The following is a 17,152-nucleotide window of genomic DNA, read 5'->3' on the forward strand; positions in this document are numbered from 1 at the left end:
TCGCTTAGAGAAGAGTAAAGGGGTTATTTAAACGACCAGCAAAATATCTATGATTAATTTAGTATTCTGCTGGCCGTTCTTAACAGGTGCGTCAATCAATTATTTTTCAGAATAATTGACGTGTAAGTCTTTAACATAATTGACTTCGTTTTTGCTACCGAGTACCACAGGTACACGCTGATGAATATCAGTCGGTTCGATATCTAAGATGCGATTGACAGCGTCTGTCGCACCGCCGCCCGCGCGTTCAATCAATAAGCTCATTGGGTTGGCTTCATACATCAAGCGTAGTTTACCCGCTTTATGAGCATATTTGGTGTCAAACGGATAAGTGAACAGACCACCACGGCATAAGATACGATGGACGTCACCAACCATAGCGGCGACCCAGCGGGTATTGAAATCGCGTCCACGTACGCCTGTCTCGCCAGCGATTAACTCATCGATGTACTGTTGCATCGGTGCACGCCAGTAACGATAATTTGAGCTATTGATCGCATATTCACTCGTATCGGCATCGATTTGCACGTTATCTTCTATCAGCACATAGTCTTCAGTTTCTGGATCTAGGCTGAACATCAAGACCTTATCTGCGATGGTCAACGCCAGTACCGTAGAGGTGCCATATAACAAGTATCCTGCTGCTAACTGTTTGTTACCTGCCTGTAGATAGTCGCTGTTTTCACTGGTTTGACCTTGACGCTCATACGGCAAAACAGAAAAAATCGTACCTACTGCCATATTTATATCAATATTTGATGAGCCATCTAGTGGGTCAAATAACACCAGTAGGCTACCATCATCATTAGCAGGAGTCGCGTCATCGAGCTCTTCTGACGCGACACCAGCGCAATGGGTATTTTTTGCTAAGGCATCTAGTAATAAATCGTTCGCCAACACATCCAATTTTTTCTGATCTTCGCCTTGGACGTTTTGATTACCAGCTTCGCCTAAAATATCTGCCAGAGCACCTTTTCTAAGTAATTGTGAGATGGTTTTACCAACATTAGTAACCGTGGTAATCACGTCGTTGAGTGCAGGGCTAGTGGCATGTTGGTTTAGATAATCTGCTAAGGTCGTCATAAAGCTTCCTAATAAAGGGTATGGAAAGTAAAAAATGGATGGTCTCAGAGTAAGGCCATAGGCGGCATTCGGCACACCTTAAATGGGTAAATTCTTAAATAGCTCATACGGTATCTTTGTCCCGACCACAAAATCGGCTACACTATATCTATTGTTATTCATTTATAGATTTGTCAGAATTATTCTCTATGAGAATATAGCATGTCTATTTACGCTTTCTGATTGTCTGCTGAGGCGGTTTTTGGTCGGATTTGATTACGGTAAATTGTAGCAAATAAGCGTCAAAATGTCCTTGTCTCTGTGCCTATCAGTGCTAAATGATCGAACAAAGATGAATAAGCGATTACGACAGACTCATATAAACCCACAATAAAGACTCGCCATTATGTCAAATTCTCTCGATAGTAGCGCTACACAACCAGTCTCACCGACTGATTATGCAAAATTTGATCCCAATACAATTCATCAAAGGCTCAACACCTCACTGAGTCGTCCGCAGCTCAACACCGATGGCAGTATCAGGCATTTCTTGGGTGTTGAAGGTCTTAATAAAGCACAGCTCAAAGCTATTATCGCAAAAGCAGAGACTTTCTTTGACGAAAATGGACAGCTCATCAACCGTCCTGAGTTAGACGGCTATACGGTAATGAATTTGTTCTTTGAACCATCGACCCGTACCCGGACGACATTCGAGGTTGCAGAAAAACGCTTGGGTGCCAATGTACTCAACATCGATATCGAACGCTCTAGTACCAAAAAAGGCGAGAGTCTACGCGATACGTTGTGGAATCTACAGGCAATGACCGCAGATATTTTTGTGGTACGACATTCGGCATCAGGTGCCGCGCATTTTATGGCGACAGAAGTGACCCCTGATATTGCTATCATTAACGGCGGTGATGGCTGGCATGCGCATCCTACTCAAGGAATGCTCGATATGTTGACCATTCATCGTGAGGCACCGCGCCCATTTGAAGAGCTGTCTATTGCAATCGTTGGTGATATTAAACACTCACGCGTGGCACGCTCTGATATTAGCGCACTGCAAACGCTAGGTGTGACAGATATCCGTGTTTGTGCGCCGCGTACTCTACTGCCAAAAGGTATCGAGCGTTTTGGCGTAAAAGTATATGAAAATATGGATGAGTGCGTCACGGATTGTGATGTCATCATGGGATTAAGAATACAAAATGAGCGTATCGGTTCGCCGCTATTGGCATCATCAAGTGAATACTATAAGCATTATGGGATCACGCCAGAGCGAGTAGCGCTTGCCAAGCCTGATGCGCTAGTTATGCATCCAGGACCGATGAACCGCGGTGTTGAGATTGCCTCTAGCGTGGCTGATGGCGCGCAATCGGTGATCTTAAAGCAGGTAAATAACGGTATTGCCATTCGCATGGCGGTCTTGTCGCTTGCGATGGAAGGTCAACGTGCTCATCAAGCGGCTAACAAGTAACCGTCTACCGCGCGACTTATTCTCATTTATTTCATTTTATTGATACGGTAATAACGTTATGTCTACCATGCTTAATACGGATGCACCCATCTTTGACCATTTACCAAAAGCATTTAAAGATGCATTGCCGCAAACTGCAACAGAAAAACTGTCTACACTCGATTCTGGCCGTGAGATGTGGTTGCTACCACCATTAGTAGATCTATGCGCGCGCTTACGTGAGCCGGGCCAACAGCAACACGGTACGCTAGAGTCAGAGGGCAGCGCTGCCCGTGGTAATGGGTTCTTGCATGTGGTGACGCCACCTGACACCAATCCTATTTTAGAAAATGGCTCACTTTTAAAGGGCTTGCGTGAGCGTGCCTTGAGTGATGGCGGTATTTACTTGCATATTTTAGGTGCATTGACCACAGGGTTAGAGGGCGAACGACCCTCTAATATTGCAGGGCTTAAGAAGGGCGGCTGTATCGCAGTCTCTAATGCGCGTAGACCTTTTCGCAATGACTTAGTGCTGCTACGTACATTAGAATACGCGGCGACTTTTGGTATGAAAGTGTTCTTTTATCCTGATGAGCCAAGTCTGTCTGGAGATGGCGTGGCGCATGAGGGCTATATTGCGTCCTATCATGGCTTGCAAGGGATTCCTTGGATTGCTGAGACTGTTGCACTGTCTACGCAGCTGTTGATGGTTGAAGAGACGGGAATAGCCGCTCATTTTAGCCAGTTATCATGTAAGTCCTCTATCGAGCTCATGCGCTGGGCAAAAGATAAAGGCTTGCCGGTGACTTGCGACGTTGCGATGCATCAGCTTTACCTAACTGATGATAATCTTGAAGGCTTTAATGCTCAGGCGTATGTATTGCCACCACTACGTAGTAATACTGACCAGCAAGCCATCCGCCGTGGCTTAAAAGATGGCACTATCGATGCCATCTGTAGTCATCATGAGCCACTGAACAGTACGGCGAAAAAAGCGCCATTTGCTGAGAGTACGCCAGGTATCTCGAATTTTGATACTTTTATGGCGCTGGCCTGTCAGCTGGTCAATGATGAGGTGCTAACACTCTCAGAGCTGGTTGATAAAATCTGTCTTAATCCGGCAAAGATTGCGGGTATTAACGAGCAATATGAAGCGATCGGCGGCGCGGTATTGGTTGACCCCAATCTTGAGTGGCAAGTGACTGCGCAATCTATGCTATCGAATGGTAAAAATACGCCATTTTTTAATCAGCAGCTGCAAGGACGTGTTGTGGAGACGTTCTTTGGCTAATTTGCCCCGACAGGATGATAGTCTGCCGCTATCCTCGAAGGATAAAGGGGGTGAAATGACTGACCATTTAGAAAAACCACGCAGTACGGCCAGCGAGTCTATCAAAGCGGTAGCTATTTATGAAGTCGTCAAAGGTGTGGGGGCATTATTAGGCGCAGGTGCATTGTGGTCGTGGCATACCGATCTTGAGCATTGGCTAACGACCGCGACTGGCTCTTGGCGCCATACCTTTGGCCACCTGCTTGCGCCGCAAATCGACAGTGCGGTAAGTATTGCCCAACAGGCAAGTAAAAACTGGCCAGTGTTTTTATTGTTGATATTTGCTTATGCCAGTTTGCGTTTCTTAGAAGCCTATGGATTATGGCGCGACAAGACGTGGGCGTATTGGTTTGGTGTGCTGGGCTATGGCGTCTTTATTCCTATAGAAGTTTACTATCTGATAACCAGTCCATTTGATTGGTTCAAACTGGGAATATTAATCTTTAATATTATTATTATTATCGTGGTTTATCGTAATATGAAAAGAAAGGGTTTGATATAGTTATTAAAACGCTCAAAAAAGCCAGCATAAGCATCATGTCTTAGGCTGGCTTTTTTATACATGCTGTGTTTTTGGCTTATGCCTCTGCTATTTCTTTATCCTTACGAATGCTCTTGGCGACTCTGCCAACACTTAGACCTTGTACCAAGATAGAAAATATCACTACCGCATAAGTGAGTGCCAATAAAATATCGCGCTCGGTACCGATGGGTAGCTGTAATACTAAAGCGACTGAGATACCGCCGCGCAATCCACCCCACGTCAGTACTTTCCATGCACCAGTGGGCAAATCAAGCTGGCGATGAAACGTTTTGGTCGTCATCCCAACAACAATAAAACGAGCTACTAGAGCAATAACAATGGTTAGACCACCTGCAATAAATAAGTTTGCTGAATAAGCAATCATCACTACTTCTAGACCGATAAGGACGAATAAAATAGCATTTAAGATTTCATCAATCAGTTCCCAAAACAGGTCAATATAATGACGCGTCTGATCACTCATCGCAAGCGCCCGCCCGCGGTTACCAACCATCAATCCCATCATGACCATAGCGAGTGGCCCTGACAAATGCCAATGGCTGGCAAGCGCATAGCCGCCGATGACGCCTGCTAACGTCAAGAGCACTTCTTCTTGATAACTGTCGATGCTCTTTAGCAAATAGTACAAAATCGCCCCAAGTACCAATCCAAAGATGACACCGCCGCCAGCTTCGACCGCCAATGTATGCGCCACATAGTTAATGGTTGGAATATCGCCACTAGATAAAATCCCCAGTAGTAGAACAAAAATCACGACACCGATACCGTCATTAAATAATGACTCACCAGCGATAACGGTTTCGATGCTTTTTGGCGCGCCTGCTGATGCAAGAATCCCCATGACGGCAATGGGATCAGTAGGGGAAATCAAAGCACCAAACAGTAGGCACCAAAGAAATGGCAGTTCAAAACCGAATAAGGGCAGCATAAAATAAATCGCGGTGGCAATGAGCATGGCTGATACGATAGTACCAAGTCCGGCTAGGATACCGATAGGCAATTTATAGCGCCTCAGATCACCAATATTGACATGCAGCGCCCCTGCAAATAGCAACATCGAGAGCATGCCATCTAATAGCACCTCAGTAAAATCAAGCTGCTCTAATAGACTGACTTCATAATCAATCAGCTGATCAAACCCTAAAAATCCTAAAAATATCGCACCGATAGACAATAATATGGAAATAACCATCACGCCAATCGTGGTTGGTAACCCGATAAAGCGATGATTGACATAGGTCAGTGAGGCAGTAATCGATAAAAATATGGCGCTGATTTCAAGTATGGTGAGGCTGGTTGCAGATGCCATAAAGCAGATCTCGTATGAATATAAAATTAACCCTAAGCCTATGACTTATGAGAGTTACGTAAAGATTTTCAGCTATAAATATTGAAATGATAAGGACCGTGTTTACCAAGACGCTATACGATCCAATTGTCATATCACTAACTCGACTGTGACTGTAGTGCTTCACGGATATTGACAGCAAATACACTGACATAATTAAAATGTTGATGCTGTGCGTCCTCATCAAGAATAAACTGCTTGGCTTGCTCACACATAGCGACAAGGTCGTCTATCAGTTCTTGATAGTTTAAGTTTTCTTCTCCAGCTCGCTTGATCAGATGTAACTCATGCAGTAGCGTTTGTTGCTGTGCGCTATTCACCCTTGCATAGTTTAGATTGACCATTGCTTCGCACAATGCTTTTAGCACCATCAAATCAGCGGCTGCATAGCGGCGTATTTCACCAAGTGATACGTTGATAAAATCCGATATTTTTGGGGTGTGAGTGACCAAGGCTAGTATGGCCAATCGTTTTTGTTTGACCTCATCTTCAGAGCTATCATCTGATTTTGGTATATAAAAATGATAGGGACTTGGGGGCTGGCGTCGCATCATAATACTTAAGCAACTTGTCAAAGACTGTACGCAGTTGACGGCTGTCTTTGGGTCATTGATACCAGGAGATAATGCTCGTACTGCGATTTCAGTCATTTGCCCTAAGCTATAGGCAATGTCATCAGAATGTGCCAGACGTTGTTCTATTCGCACGCAGCCGGTAAAGCGCTGCCAAAACATCCCATCAGGTGACCGCGGTATCATGGCCAGATTCGGTGTCGCTGTTTTTTGCTGATTGTTTGGATGATCTGCTGGACGTTGGTAAAAATATCCAATGACATTTTTGTCAGTAATGTATTGACCAAGATTGACATGCATCTGTACCACACCGCCGTAGTCTTGTGACAGGGCAATCAATGACTCAAAGTAAATTTGCTGTAAATAGCCTGAGCTTGGTGAATAAATAGGCATGGCGGGCCAGTTATGAAACTGCTCGACATCATGATGTTCAGCATCACGTTGATGCTGGATGTCGCATCGATCGCTGTACCAATAATAAATATTATTAATCGCATCGTTGCTGGCATTTTGGATGACGTGAGACGCTTGAATGGCATGTACCATATGTTGTACAAAATACACCAGCAATAGCGCACAGATAATTGCCATAATTATGGCAAAGGTTACGGCTAACTGCGGTACGCCATAAGACACGTCATACTTATGAATGGATTTTAAAACAAGCAGGCTATAGCTAAAGGTGCCGATAAAGGCACCAAGTACAAACTGGTTCGGAGTGTCTGTCAAAAAATTACGTAACAATCTTGGACCAAATTGTGATGATGCCATTGACAGCACGGCAATCGTAATCGAAAACGTCGTGCCAGCCACGCCCAACACCGCACCAGCAATAGCGGTCATGATAGCGCGTGCAGCATCATCATCGCCTGTAAACGCAAAAGAAATTTCTCGGACCGTTTCACGATCGAAATGCTGATCGACAGTCACCAATAAAGGCGCCAGCAAAATCCCCGCAATCACACAAGCCGTTGGGATAAACCAGTAAGACCCAATAAGCTGCTGCCACAAAGCTCTTAGGCGATCAGGCAGGTCAGTCAACGTTTGCAGTGACCACAACTGAGTAAACTGTTTGAGCTTGCTCTGACCTGTACTAATAGTACGGATCCATAAGCTCGTTTCGTCATCTTTATATACTGACATATACTCAAAGTATCCAAAAATAGTCGTAAAATAGCTCATTGCTATCGTTTGATAATCTTGCTCAGAGCATCAAACGATAAATTTTTAAAGTAATATGTTTTGGCTAACCTGTCATTAACCGGCTTTAGGATTATCAGCTTCAGTAATAATGGCACTTTTATAGTCGCGTCTGCCAGCCTCTGTCCCAGCCGATGGCTCACCAGAACCTATAGGGATGATCGCCTCATTGTGATGATCATCGCAATCAATGTTGCTGTCTTTATCATAGGCGATAGGGTCGAAGTGGGGTGATGCTTCGATATCCACATTGTCTCTATAAGCGCTGCTGCTATCTAGGCTATCACTTGTCAGTGAGTGGCTCGCCGCCGTCGTTTTTCTAAACAACTTGCCACCATTGTTATTTTTATTAGAGGCTGATTTTTTGCGCGGCTCACTATTGGCGAATATAGCACTCAATGGCAGATGTAGCTGCTGCTTAGCATAGGCTTCTGTGTGCTCGAAACGATCTACCAGTAAGCTGAGCCAAGGTTTTTGGTCTTCTAGCTTCATCTCATCAAGTTCATCCTTAATAGGCAATGGATAAGGCAAGGTGCGATAAAAATCCCATAATGTCATCTTACTCAGATCTTTTTTGAGTACATAGTCATCGTCTTCTGTCATGGTGATGAGGTTGCTGTCTTGTAGATAATTGATATAGGTATACCATTTGGGTAGCTCTTTTCGTCCCAGCACATTACGCAGCGCTTGTTCGCTGACGGCCTCACCTTTTAAATGATGGGTATATACCAAATTCAGCATGTCCAACAAGCTAAGTAATGGATGGCGAGGATAGACCTCTTCGGTTTCAAAAATCGTTAAAGTATAGCTGATCTCAACGCCCAGTAAGATAAGGTTCCATGACAAGAAAATCCACAGCAAAAATATAGGAAGTGCGGCAAAAGCCCCATAGATTGCCTCATAGCTGGTAAAGTTGGCCATGACGGTACCAAACAGATGCTTCATCAGCTCAAAGACTATCGCGACAAACACACCAGCAATCGCTGCATTTTTTAGCGGTACACGTGCCTTAGGAATGAACCAATACATGCCAATAAAACCTGCGACAGTGATACCAATCGATACGGCTTGTACCCAAAACCCCCAATCGATCCCGTAACCTGCGATTTGTCGATTCAAAAAACTCAAACTTTGAACCGTACTTGAGGCAATAAAAGCCGTACCTAAGACCAATGGCCCCAAAGTTACAATCGTCCAATAGCGCATCATGCTTTTGAGGCCACCTGAACGATTCTCTACCCGCCAGATTTGGTTGAAGGCGCGCTCAATGGTTGTCAGTGTCATGATGGTCGTCAAAAATAAAATGATGGCACCGATAATGGTTAGATTGGAAGATTTTTCGGCGAAGTCATTGATATACTCACTTACTTGTAGACTGGATTGGGGTAACAAGTTGCTATAAATTACCTCGTATATCTGTGCTCTTACAGAGGCGAGTGCTGGTACCGAAGATAAGATCATCAATAAGACCGTTAGTACAGGCACAATTGAGAGCATAGTCGTGTAGGTTAACGATGCTGCTTTTTGCTGACAGTTGTCTTCAAAAAAATGTCGAACCAAAAATCGCAAGAATTGAAACCAGCGTTGTTGTAGAAATGGGAGTTTTTGTGAGAATTTTTCCATGTCGACCAGTTAGCAAAAGTAAGAGTGACAATAGTGTAACAAACATGCGCTGCTCACATCTGCGGTTTAATTGTGTCAAAATGCACAGCGCACAGCAGCATCGAGTGAAACTCGATATAATATAAGCCATGTTATATACCGCGGTTATTTGCATGTCAGTCAATGACTCGGGCATAATGTGCACATATTTTACAATGCAGTTATAGGTTATATTTCGGCAGTACGAGACTACAGCGTCTGCCATAAAAGATAACATTAACGATTTTATAAGGAAGCTTTGCTAATGAGTCAGACCGCCCCTTATGTATTGGTGCTCTATTATTCTAATTACGGTACGACTAAGACATTGGCATATGCTATCGCTCAAGGGATCGAAGATGCTGGCATGACCGCACGTATTCGTACTGTCCCGACGGTGGCTCCTGAGACGACATCGAGCAAGCCTGCGATACCGGATGAAGGTGACTTGTATTGTACGATGGATGATCTAAAAGACTGTAGCGGTCTGGCACTGGGTAGCCCGACGCACTTTGGCAATATGGCCGCGCCCATGAAGTATTTTTGGGACAATACCGTCACTCTGTGGCTAGCAGGGAACTTACAAAATAAGCCAGCGTCCGTATTTACAGCGACAGGCTCTATGCATGGTGGACAAGAGACCACACTACTGACGATGATGTTACCATTGATGCATCACGGTATGGTTATAGTGGGTGTGCCTTATGCTGAACCTGCACTGAATCGCACTCATCGTGGCGGTACGCCTTATGGTGCCAGTCATGTTAGCGGGGCCGCCCATGATCAGCCAGTATCAGCAGACGAGCGTGATCTAGGTATCGCACAGGGTCGCCGGTTGGCAATCACCGCTACTGCTTTAGCACAAGCAAACTGGGGTCGCTAATCGATTCTCATGTAATCGGTGTCATAGCTCAAACTTGATACTTAAATACTTTTTGTACTCAAATACTGATAATTAATCGCTAATAGCTAGATACCCATGCTATTCATTTAGGAAGTAAAAATCTCTAATGGCCACAAACCACTCTAACAGTAAGTCTCCTAAAGTTACCAAGCCTATCGCACCTATTGCGCAGCGCTTGATGGTCACTTGGTTGATTTGGCTGGTTTATAGACTAATTGGACTGCCTATTTTTATCAGTATTTTTAATCCAAGTAGCCCTGATATCGTTGGTGGTATTGCTTGGCAAGCATTGTGGCTAGTGCCTGCCTTTATCTTGACACCATGGATACTACGTGGGCGCTCCCCTTATGCATTATTAATCAGTAGCATGTTTACGCTCGTATATTTGGGCGCGAGTGGGGTGGTGCTATTTACTCGCATATACGGCAGTAGTTGGGCTGAGATCGCCGTATACTTGACCGACTTTGTGCTGCTACTTGCCATTAATGTTTGGTTATTTATTTTGCTGAAACGCCTGCCTTCGATGAATAATGTCGTTAAGAAACCGCGTTCTCGTTAGTAGGCTGTAATAATAGTTATTAATCTTAAGACATAAAAAAGCGGCGTCCTATTTGGAACGCCGCTTTTTTAATACGATAAAACAATTCTTTTGCCTACTAGGATTAGTTGACCTTGGTCAATTCTAAATCCATCTTCTTACCATCATTAATTTGGCTAACTTTAACTGGCATATAGTCTAAGCTTGGTGCCAACCAAAAACTGGTAGAACGGCTGTCGTCATCATGGACGCGGTCGACACGCACTGTATCAAATGTACCCGCTGGAACGGTGATTTTGGTGCTGCCAGATTTCTTGAATGGGGTCTTTTCGATTTTGTCTTTTTTCGCCATGTAGTAATTGCCAGTGAACTTACCGTTTAACAGATCTTGGCGAATTTGGACTTCAAGGCTCAAATCATCAAAAGCTTGCTGCGGCATACTCAGCGTCGTGGTCTTACCTTTATAGTTACTGGTCACCTTTTTGCTATTTGGATTAAAGTCGAGCTTGTGTGTACGACCCAAGCCTAATAGCTTATAAGTAGTGCTGGCTTGGGTTGGAACGACATTATTACCATTGAGGGTAAAAGTACTGTTTTGCGAGGCACTAGCTACCCCAGCGACGCGAGCCTTAACGTTGTATTTCCACGTATTGCCGGACTTGTTTAACGTACGAGTCGCGGTTCCTTTGTATTTGTCTTCAACGGTAAAACTATAATTGGCTGTTGATGGCTGAACAGTCTTTGCGCTGGCAAGTGTGGGTGCGGTCATACTCAAGGCTCCAATGGTGGAAATACTAACACCTGTAACTAAGGCGGATAAAAATTTAGATGGACTGCGTTTCGTATTATTAGACTCGTTGTGCAGTGATTTTTTGTTCATTGATGTCAAACTCATAGATACCTCTTAGTATTTAATAAAATGCTGATGTAGCAGCATCTATCGTCATTCTTATTATGTTCACAACGTTTATAATGGTCATACTCTGTTACATTTTCAAGAGTGACAACCGACTGGCACGTGTGACGATTGTAGCGAATGTTGCTATGACATCTTATACGACCATCGAGGGTAACGTGCTGTAAAGCCAGCAATAAAGAGTAAATAAAATGTATGGTACCTATTAGGCCTCACTTCTATCAAGTGTCATCAAGAGCCGTCAGAATAATCTTGTAAATTTTTGGGCTTTACACTTGAAGCCAACCTATCTTGCCCCCACTTTTTGTTACAAGCTCAAAGCGTATCTTTAGATTGCTATGATTGACTGGCGACTCTTATAGATACTGGTATTGAGACTATTAATTCAAATAAACCCTTTATTCAAACAACTAATTTTTGGAGTCATATCGATGAACATTCGTCCTTTACATGACCGTATCGTCGTCCGCCGCATAGAAGAAGAGACAAAAACTGCTGGTGGTATCTTATTGCCGGGTTCTGCTCAAGAGAAACCTTCACAAGGTGAAGTGATCGCAGTTGGTAATGGCCAAGTTCGTGACAACGGCGAAACTCGTGCGTTAGATGTAAAAGCTGGCGACAAAGTTTTGTTCGGTCAATATGCTGGTCAAACTGTGAAGGTTGACGGTGAAGAACTATTGATTATGAAAGAGTCTGACGTATTGGGCGTGTTAGAAGGCTAATAGCCTAATAGAGTTTTTTAGCTGACCATTTTTTAGCTAAAAATACTCCCCACAATACGAACGAATCATTCAATTGTATTCTCATACTTATAATAATGGAGTAATTTACCATGGCAAAAGACGTAAAATTCGGCATAGATGCCCGTAAACAAATGATGGACGGCGTAAACGTTCTAGCAAACGCAGTACGTGTCACCCTAGGCCCTAAAGGCCGCAACGTGGTTATCGATAAATCTTTTGGCGCGCCAACCATCACTAAAGATGGTGTATCAGTTGCCAAAGAAATCGAACTTGAAAACAAATTCGAAAACATGGGTGCTCAGCTCGTTCGCGAAGTGGCTAGCCGTACCAATGATGTGGCTGGTGATGGTACAACGACTGCAACTGTATTGGCTCAGTCAATCTTGCAAGAAGGCATGAAGTCAGTGGCCGCTGGCATGAACCCAATGGATCTTAAGCGCGGTATCGACAAAGCCGTTCGCGCAGCTGTGCAAGAAATCCATAACCTATCAACGCCAGCTGATGATGAAAAAGCCATCGCACAAGTAGGTTCTATCTCTGCAAACTCAGACACCAAAATCGGTGAATTGATCTCGCAAGCGATGCAAAAAGTTGGTAAGCAAGGCGTTATCACCGTTGAAGAAGGCTCAAGCTTTGAAGATACCCTAGAAGTTGTCGAAGGTATGCAGTTTGACCGTGGTTATATCAGCCCGTACTTTGCTAACAAGCAAGACAGCCTGACTGCTGAATTTGAAAACCCATACATCCTATTGGTTGACAAAAAAATCAGCAATATCCGTGAGATCGTGCCATTACTTGAGCAGGTCATGCAGCAAAGCAAGCCATTGCTTATCATCGCTGAAGATGTAGAAAACGAAGCATTGGCAACTCTAGTTGTAAATAACATGCGTGGCGGCCTAAAAACTTGTGCGGTTAAAGCACCAGGTTTTGGCGATCGTCGTAAAGCCATGCTAGAAGACATCGCAACGCTAACTGGCGGTACTGTCATCTCTGAAGAGATTGGTCTAAGCCTAGAGACTGCCACTCTAGAGCAATTGGGTACGGCTAAGAAAGTCACTGTCGGTAAAGAAAACACCGTTATCGTTGATGGTGCTGGTAACAAAGCTGACATCGAAAACCGCGTTGAGTCTATCAACCGTCAGATCGCAGAATCTACTTCTGATTACGATAAAGAAAAGCTACAAGAGCGTGTTGCGAAACTAGCAGGCGGCGTCGCAGTGATCAAAGTCGGCGCAGCGACTGAAACTGAAATGAAAGAGAAGAAAGACCGTGTTGACGATGCGCTACATGCCACTCGTGCCGCGGTTGAAGAAGGCGTTGTACCTGGCGGCGGCGTTGCGTTAGTTCGTGCCATGAATGCATTGTCTGAGCTAAAAGGCGACAACGACGACCAAGATGCAGGTATCAATATTCTACGTCGCGCGATGGAAGCACCATTACGTCAAATCGTTACCAACGCTGGCGAAGAAGCATCAGTAGTGGTTAACGAAGTGAAAAACGGTACTGGTAACTACGGTTACAATGCTGCCTCTGGTGAATACGGCGATATGCTTGAGATGGGTATCCTTGACCCAGCAAAAGTATCTCGTTCAGCACTAGAGAACGCTGCCTCTGTTGCTGGTCTAATGCTAACCACTGAAGCCATGATTACTGACCTACCAGAGAAAGATGACGGTATGGCTGGCATGGGCGGTGCCGGTGGAATGGGCGGTATGGGTGGAATGGGCGGCATGATGTAATTTTACTGTCGCTGTAAAGCGGTTTGTCTTTGTCAGACGTGCTCAATGTACGATAGGTACTATTTTCGCTCGTCTTCCTTGATAAATCACTTTTCGCAAAAAGTAAAATCAATCTCATAAAGTCTATTTGACTACTAAAGGCTCTGCTATCGAAAGATAGCAGGGCTTTTTTATGCTCGATAATAAAGTAATGTAATCATTCAAATTAACTAGGTATTTATACCAATCTTAATAGACTTGACGTAATTGAAGGCCGTGCTCGAGATTGCTCATTAGTATTAAAAGTCTCACACAAAAATAGGTAAAGTCGTTTTCTTAATTACCTTTCTCACCGATAAATGAGTATGTATGTCCTTTACGCTAGCAAGCTTGTGCAGCTTACGGGTGAACCGCTCATAACCATCGAGATTGGGGCTTACCACTTCTAATAAATAATCATAAGAACCCGACACCACATGCCCATTAATCACCTCGTCCATATCGGACAGAGCGCGTTCGAAGGTTGCAATAGATTCTTCTTGGTGGTTGTTGAGACTGACCTCCACAAAGAAACTCATGGCAATACCCGCTTTGGCTTTGTTTATGTTCGCTTGATAGTTCTCTATATAACCCTCGTCCTCCAAACGTTTTAGGCGCCTTGCGCAAGGAGAAGGCGATAGGCCTATGCGTTCGGCCAGTTCAGCCGTAGATAAGCGCGCTTCTTTTTGGAGCACTTCCAAGATATGACGGTCGATTTTGTCCATAATTTACCTTTTGGCTTTTTAAGCCAGTAATTTTGATTTAATTGGCATTATCCACCAAATTTTTGCAAAATTGCAATGAATAAATAGAGATAAAAGCGCGTATTTTAATCGATAATTGGTCTTTGTATACCAGTATAAGACACGACTATGAATACGATATTTCATCCCTTATCGCGCAAAAATCCTTTGTTTATAATGTCGCCACTAACCAAAGGCTATGTGGCTATGAGCGTCGTATTATTGATTTGGTCAGGATTTGCGTTGACTGTGCGAGCGGTGGGGGCGTCGTCGCTCAGCATTGCAGATGTCATGCTCATTCGCTTTAGTGTACCGCTGGTTTTGTTGACCCCTTGGGTACTCTCTAGTTGGGATGAAATCAAAAATATAAGACTGCCAGATATCATGTTTATTTTATTTGGCGGTGTGCCTTTTCTTTTGTTGGCGGCTTTTGGTGCAAGTACAGTGCCGGCCGCTTACATGGGTACTATTTTGACAGGGACACCAGTCTTCTTTGCCGCATTATTGTCTTTTATTTTTTATCGTCAGCGAATATCATTAAGAAAATTTGCCGCATTAATGCTTATTCTCTTTGGTATCGCGACTATGATTGGCGGGCATGCGCAGTCAATACCTAATAGTCTTTTGTACGGCGTAGGGTTACTGTTGATGGCAAGCCTAATTTGGGCGGGTTATACCTTAGGGTTAAAAAGCACCAAGTTAAGTCCAATAGCTATCGCTATCGTGCTCTCTTATAGCTCGTTTTTTCTAACATTAGTGATGGTTCTGTCTGGTTTTTTGGAGACGAATATAGGATCTGTGTCTTTTGATGACGCGCTTCCTTTTATCTTAGTGCAAGGACTAGGGGTTGGGGTGGTATCAACCCTTGCATTTTCTTATGCGGTCAAACAATTGGGCTCCATTCGTACGTTATTACTTGGCTCCTTATCCCCAGGATTAACTGCCATACTCGCTGCGCTGATACTCAATGAGTCTCTATCAGTCATTATGATATGCGGCATCGTACTCAGTACCATTGGTGTCATCTTGTCCAATCGAGCGAAATAAATTCATTAAGGAAGTATCATGATGTTAAACAATATGCCTATCATCAATGGTGATCCGCTGTGGGCGTTGTTAGGTAGGTTTCGCGCTGACCAGCGTAAAAATAAAATAGATCTATTGGTTGGTGTCTATCGAGATGAGCATGGCAATACGCCTGTAATGAAAACCGTGCAAGACGCAGAAATACATCTTGCTCATGAAGCTCATTCAAAGGCTTACGGCATGTTATCGGGTAACGCTAATTTTAATCAGCAAATGGCAAAATTTGTACTGGGTGACAGTCCAAGTCTAAACAACCAATGCACGATTCAGACGGTTGGGGCATCAGGGGCATTACGACTCATTGCTGACTTTATAGCCACGCTCTCTCCAGATTCAACCATTTGGATCAGTAATCCTGGCTATATCAATCATCGTCCATTGATGGAAGGGGCTAGGTTAGCGGTTAATACGTATCCTTGGCAAAATAAAAATGGCCAGTTAGATATTGATGCGTGTTTTGCTGCGTTAGAAAAAGCAAAAGAAGGAGACGTACTGTTATTACATGCATGCTGCCACAATCCTACCGGTATAGACCCTTCTTTAGAGCAGTGGCAACTATTTTCTGATAAATGTAAACAGAAAAATATTGTCCCGTTTATTGATATGGCGTATCAAGGTTTTGGAGGTGATCCTGATACTGATGCTGCAGGACTTCGTTTAATCATCGAAGACGCTGACTTTGCATTTATCGCCGCCAGCTGTTCAAAAAATATGGGTCTATATAATGAGCGTACTGGTATTGCCACGGTGGTAACGACGAACCATGAGCGTCACGCAGATATACAGACACTTTTAGAAACCATTACACGCGCCAACTACTCTATGCCGCCCAATCACGGTGCTGCAGTTGCTTCTTATTTGCTAGACAGCCCAGATGCTTGGCTAGTCGAGCTGGCAAGCTACCGTGATAGGGTAGATACTATTCGCCAAGCGTTAGGCGCAGCCTTAAAAGATAGGGGTGCACCTGCAGAGTTTTCGGATATTTCGCATCAAAAAGGTATGTTTTCTCTATTACCGCTAACAGAAGACCAAATGCTGATATTGCAAGATGAGTTCGCGATTTACGGCATGTCAAATGGCAGAATCAATATTGCAGGTTTGAAAATGACGGAAATCCCTCAACTGGCTGACGCTATCATGTCGATTATTTCACGTTAGAGAATCATCTTTATCGCTCAAGGCAATGGTTTTAGTCATCAATCGCAGCAGCAAGAAGGACTGTTGTGATCCGCTAAATTAAAGAAGATGTAATACAGTCGCTAGAAGCCCTGAGTGCCACGCGTCTAGCGACTGTAGTAAATATAATTTT

General features: G+C 43.9%; 15 protein-coding genes. 9 read left to right on the forward strand and 6 right to left on the reverse strand.

Features of this window, described 5'->3' with window-relative positions:
- Positions 1–99 precede the first annotated feature (99 nt).
- Positions 100–1,083: a class 1 fructose-bisphosphatase gene (locus ACHUET_RS09920; protein WP_394212475.1), complete on the reverse strand. Its 984-nt coding sequence runs from the start codon at positions 1,081–1,083 to the stop codon at positions 100–102.
- Positions 1,084–1,468: 385 nt separating this feature from the next.
- Here ACHUET_RS09920 and ACHUET_RS09925 point away from each other — a divergent pair, with 385 nt between their 5' ends.
- Genes ACHUET_RS09925 through ACHUET_RS09935 form a run of 3 tightly spaced genes read left to right on the forward strand, consistent with a single transcriptional unit; the run spans position 1,469 to position 4,353 of the window.
- Complete coding sequence (locus ACHUET_RS09925; protein WP_394212476.1) at positions 1,469–2,542, forward strand: aspartate carbamoyltransferase catalytic subunit; 1,074 nt, start codon at positions 1,469–1,471, stop codon at positions 2,540–2,542.
- Between the two features lie 58 nt (positions 2,543–2,600).
- Positions 2,601–3,812: a dihydroorotase gene (locus tag ACHUET_RS09930; RefSeq protein ID WP_394212478.1), complete on the forward strand. Its 1,212-nt coding sequence runs from the start codon at positions 2,601–2,603 to the stop codon at positions 3,810–3,812.
- A gap of 55 nt (positions 3,813–3,867) precedes the next feature.
- Entirely contained in the window at positions 3,868–4,353 is a 486-nt protein-coding gene (locus ACHUET_RS09935) for a DUF2127 domain-containing protein (protein ID WP_227675707.1), read from the forward strand.
- A 76-nt stretch (positions 4,354–4,429) separates the two neighbouring features.
- On the opposite strand, the gene ACHUET_RS09940 is transcribed toward ACHUET_RS09935, so the two are convergent.
- The 3 genes from ACHUET_RS09940 to ACHUET_RS09950 all read right to left on the reverse strand — a co-directional run bounded on the left by ACHUET_RS09940 (position 4,430) and on the right by ACHUET_RS09950 (position 9,138).
- Positions 4,430–5,704: a cation:proton antiporter gene (locus tag ACHUET_RS09940; RefSeq protein ID WP_394212480.1), complete on the reverse strand. Its 1,275-nt coding sequence runs from the start codon at positions 5,702–5,704 to the stop codon at positions 4,430–4,432.
- A gap of 137 nt (positions 5,705–5,841) precedes the next feature.
- The gene (locus ACHUET_RS09945; protein WP_394212482.1) at positions 5,842–7,458 is read right to left on the reverse strand and encodes a DUF2254 domain-containing protein; all 1,617 of its coding nucleotides are present in this window, start codon (positions 7,456–7,458) and stop codon (positions 5,842–5,844) included.
- A 114-nt stretch (positions 7,459–7,572) separates the two neighbouring features.
- A complete protein-coding gene (locus ACHUET_RS09950) occupies positions 7,573–9,138 on the reverse strand; it encodes a YihY/virulence factor BrkB family protein (RefSeq protein ID WP_394212483.1) in 1,566 nt (521 codons plus the stop codon).
- A gap of 283 nt (positions 9,139–9,421) precedes the next feature.
- Between ACHUET_RS09950 and wrbA the strand changes: the two genes are divergently transcribed.
- Together wrbA and ACHUET_RS09960 are read left to right on the forward strand one after the other, a co-directional pair.
- Positions 9,422–10,039: an NAD(P)H:quinone oxidoreductase gene (gene wrbA / locus ACHUET_RS09955; protein ID WP_394212485.1), complete on the forward strand. Its 618-nt coding sequence runs from the start codon at positions 9,422–9,424 to the stop codon at positions 10,037–10,039.
- A gap of 127 nt (positions 10,040–10,166) precedes the next feature.
- Entirely contained in the window at positions 10,167–10,619 is a 453-nt protein-coding gene (locus tag ACHUET_RS09960) for a hypothetical protein (RefSeq protein WP_394212487.1), read from the forward strand.
- Positions 10,620–10,722: 103 nt separating this feature from the next.
- Here the strand turns inward: ACHUET_RS09960 and ACHUET_RS09965 are convergent, their stop codons facing one another.
- Positions 10,723–11,493, reverse strand: coding sequence for a DUF3108 domain-containing protein (locus ACHUET_RS09965; RefSeq protein WP_394212489.1), 771 nt, complete (start codon positions 11,491–11,493; stop codon positions 10,723–10,725).
- A 452-nt stretch (positions 11,494–11,945) separates the two neighbouring features.
- Here ACHUET_RS09965 and groES point away from each other — a divergent pair, with 452 nt between their 5' ends.
- Positions 11,946–12,236 (forward strand): co-chaperone GroES, encoded by a 291-nt coding sequence (gene groES, locus ACHUET_RS09970; RefSeq protein ID WP_058024926.1) that lies wholly within the window; start codon positions 11,946–11,948, stop codon positions 12,234–12,236.
- Between the two features lie 110 nt (positions 12,237–12,346).
- On the forward strand, positions 12,347–13,996 hold the full coding sequence (gene groL / locus ACHUET_RS09975; protein WP_087040787.1) for a chaperonin GroEL: 1,650 nt from the start codon (positions 12,347–12,349) through the stop codon (positions 13,994–13,996).
- A 287-nt stretch (positions 13,997–14,283) separates the two neighbouring features.
- Here the strand turns inward: groL and ACHUET_RS09980 are convergent, their stop codons facing one another.
- Positions 14,284–14,739, reverse strand: coding sequence for an Lrp/AsnC family transcriptional regulator (locus tag ACHUET_RS09980; RefSeq protein ID WP_394212491.1), 456 nt, complete (start codon positions 14,737–14,739; stop codon positions 14,284–14,286).
- A gap of 147 nt (positions 14,740–14,886) precedes the next feature.
- Between ACHUET_RS09980 and ACHUET_RS09985 the strand changes: the two genes are divergently transcribed.
- Together ACHUET_RS09985 and ACHUET_RS09990 are read left to right on the forward strand one after the other, a co-directional pair.
- Positions 14,887–15,804: a DMT family transporter gene (locus tag ACHUET_RS09985; RefSeq protein ID WP_394212493.1), complete on the forward strand. Its 918-nt coding sequence runs from the start codon at positions 14,887–14,889 to the stop codon at positions 15,802–15,804.
- Between the two features lie 18 nt (positions 15,805–15,822).
- The gene (locus tag ACHUET_RS09990; protein WP_394212495.1) at positions 15,823–17,001 is read left to right on the forward strand and encodes an aromatic amino acid transaminase; all 1,179 of its coding nucleotides are present in this window, start codon (positions 15,823–15,825) and stop codon (positions 16,999–17,001) included.
- Positions 17,002–17,152 lie beyond the last annotated feature (151 nt).

It is taken from the genome of Psychrobacter piscatorii (assembly GCF_043641605.1).
Lineage (GTDB): Bacteria > Pseudomonadota > Gammaproteobacteria > Pseudomonadales > Moraxellaceae > Psychrobacter > Psychrobacter piscatorii_C.

Coding starts and splice junctions, on each gene's coding strand:
- ACHUET_RS09960 (WP_394212487.1), top strand. CDS start 10,167: ATGGCCACAAACCACTCTAACAGTAAGTCTCCTAAAGTTACCAAGCCT.
- ACHUET_RS09935 (WP_227675707.1), top strand. CDS start 3,868: ATGACTGACCATTTAGAAAAACCACGCAGTACGGCCAGCGAGTCTATC.
- ACHUET_RS09965 (WP_394212489.1), bottom strand. CDS start 11,493: ATGAGTTTGACATCAATGAACAAAAAATCACTGCACAACGAGTCTAAT.
- ACHUET_RS09990 (WP_394212495.1), top strand. CDS start 15,823: ATGATGTTAAACAATATGCCTATCATCAATGGTGATCCGCTGTGGGCG.
- groL (WP_087040787.1), top strand. CDS start 12,347: ATGGCAAAAGACGTAAAATTCGGCATAGATGCCCGTAAACAAATGATG.
- wrbA (WP_394212485.1), top strand. CDS start 9,422: ATGAGTCAGACCGCCCCTTATGTATTGGTGCTCTATTATTCTAATTAC.
- ACHUET_RS09945 (WP_394212482.1), bottom strand. CDS start 7,458: ATGTCAGTATATAAAGATGACGAAACGAGCTTATGGATCCGTACTATT.
- ACHUET_RS09980 (WP_394212491.1), bottom strand. CDS start 14,739: ATGGACAAAATCGACCGTCATATCTTGGAAGTGCTCCAAAAAGAAGCG.
- ACHUET_RS09940 (WP_394212480.1), bottom strand. CDS start 5,704: ATGGCATCTGCAACCAGCCTCACCATACTTGAAATCAGCGCCATATTT.
- ACHUET_RS09930 (WP_394212478.1), top strand. CDS start 2,601: ATGTCTACCATGCTTAATACGGATGCACCCATCTTTGACCATTTACCA.
- ACHUET_RS09950 (WP_394212483.1), bottom strand. CDS start 9,138: ATGGAAAAATTCTCACAAAAACTCCCATTTCTACAACAACGCTGGTTT.
- ACHUET_RS09925 (WP_394212476.1), top strand. CDS start 1,469: ATGTCAAATTCTCTCGATAGTAGCGCTACACAACCAGTCTCACCGACT.
- ACHUET_RS09985 (WP_394212493.1), top strand. CDS start 14,887: ATGAATACGATATTTCATCCCTTATCGCGCAAAAATCCTTTGTTTATA.
- ACHUET_RS09920 (WP_394212475.1), bottom strand. CDS start 1,083: ATGACGACCTTAGCAGATTATCTAAACCAACATGCCACTAGCCCTGCA.
- groES (WP_058024926.1), top strand. CDS start 11,946: ATGAACATTCGTCCTTTACATGACCGTATCGTCGTCCGCCGCATAGAA.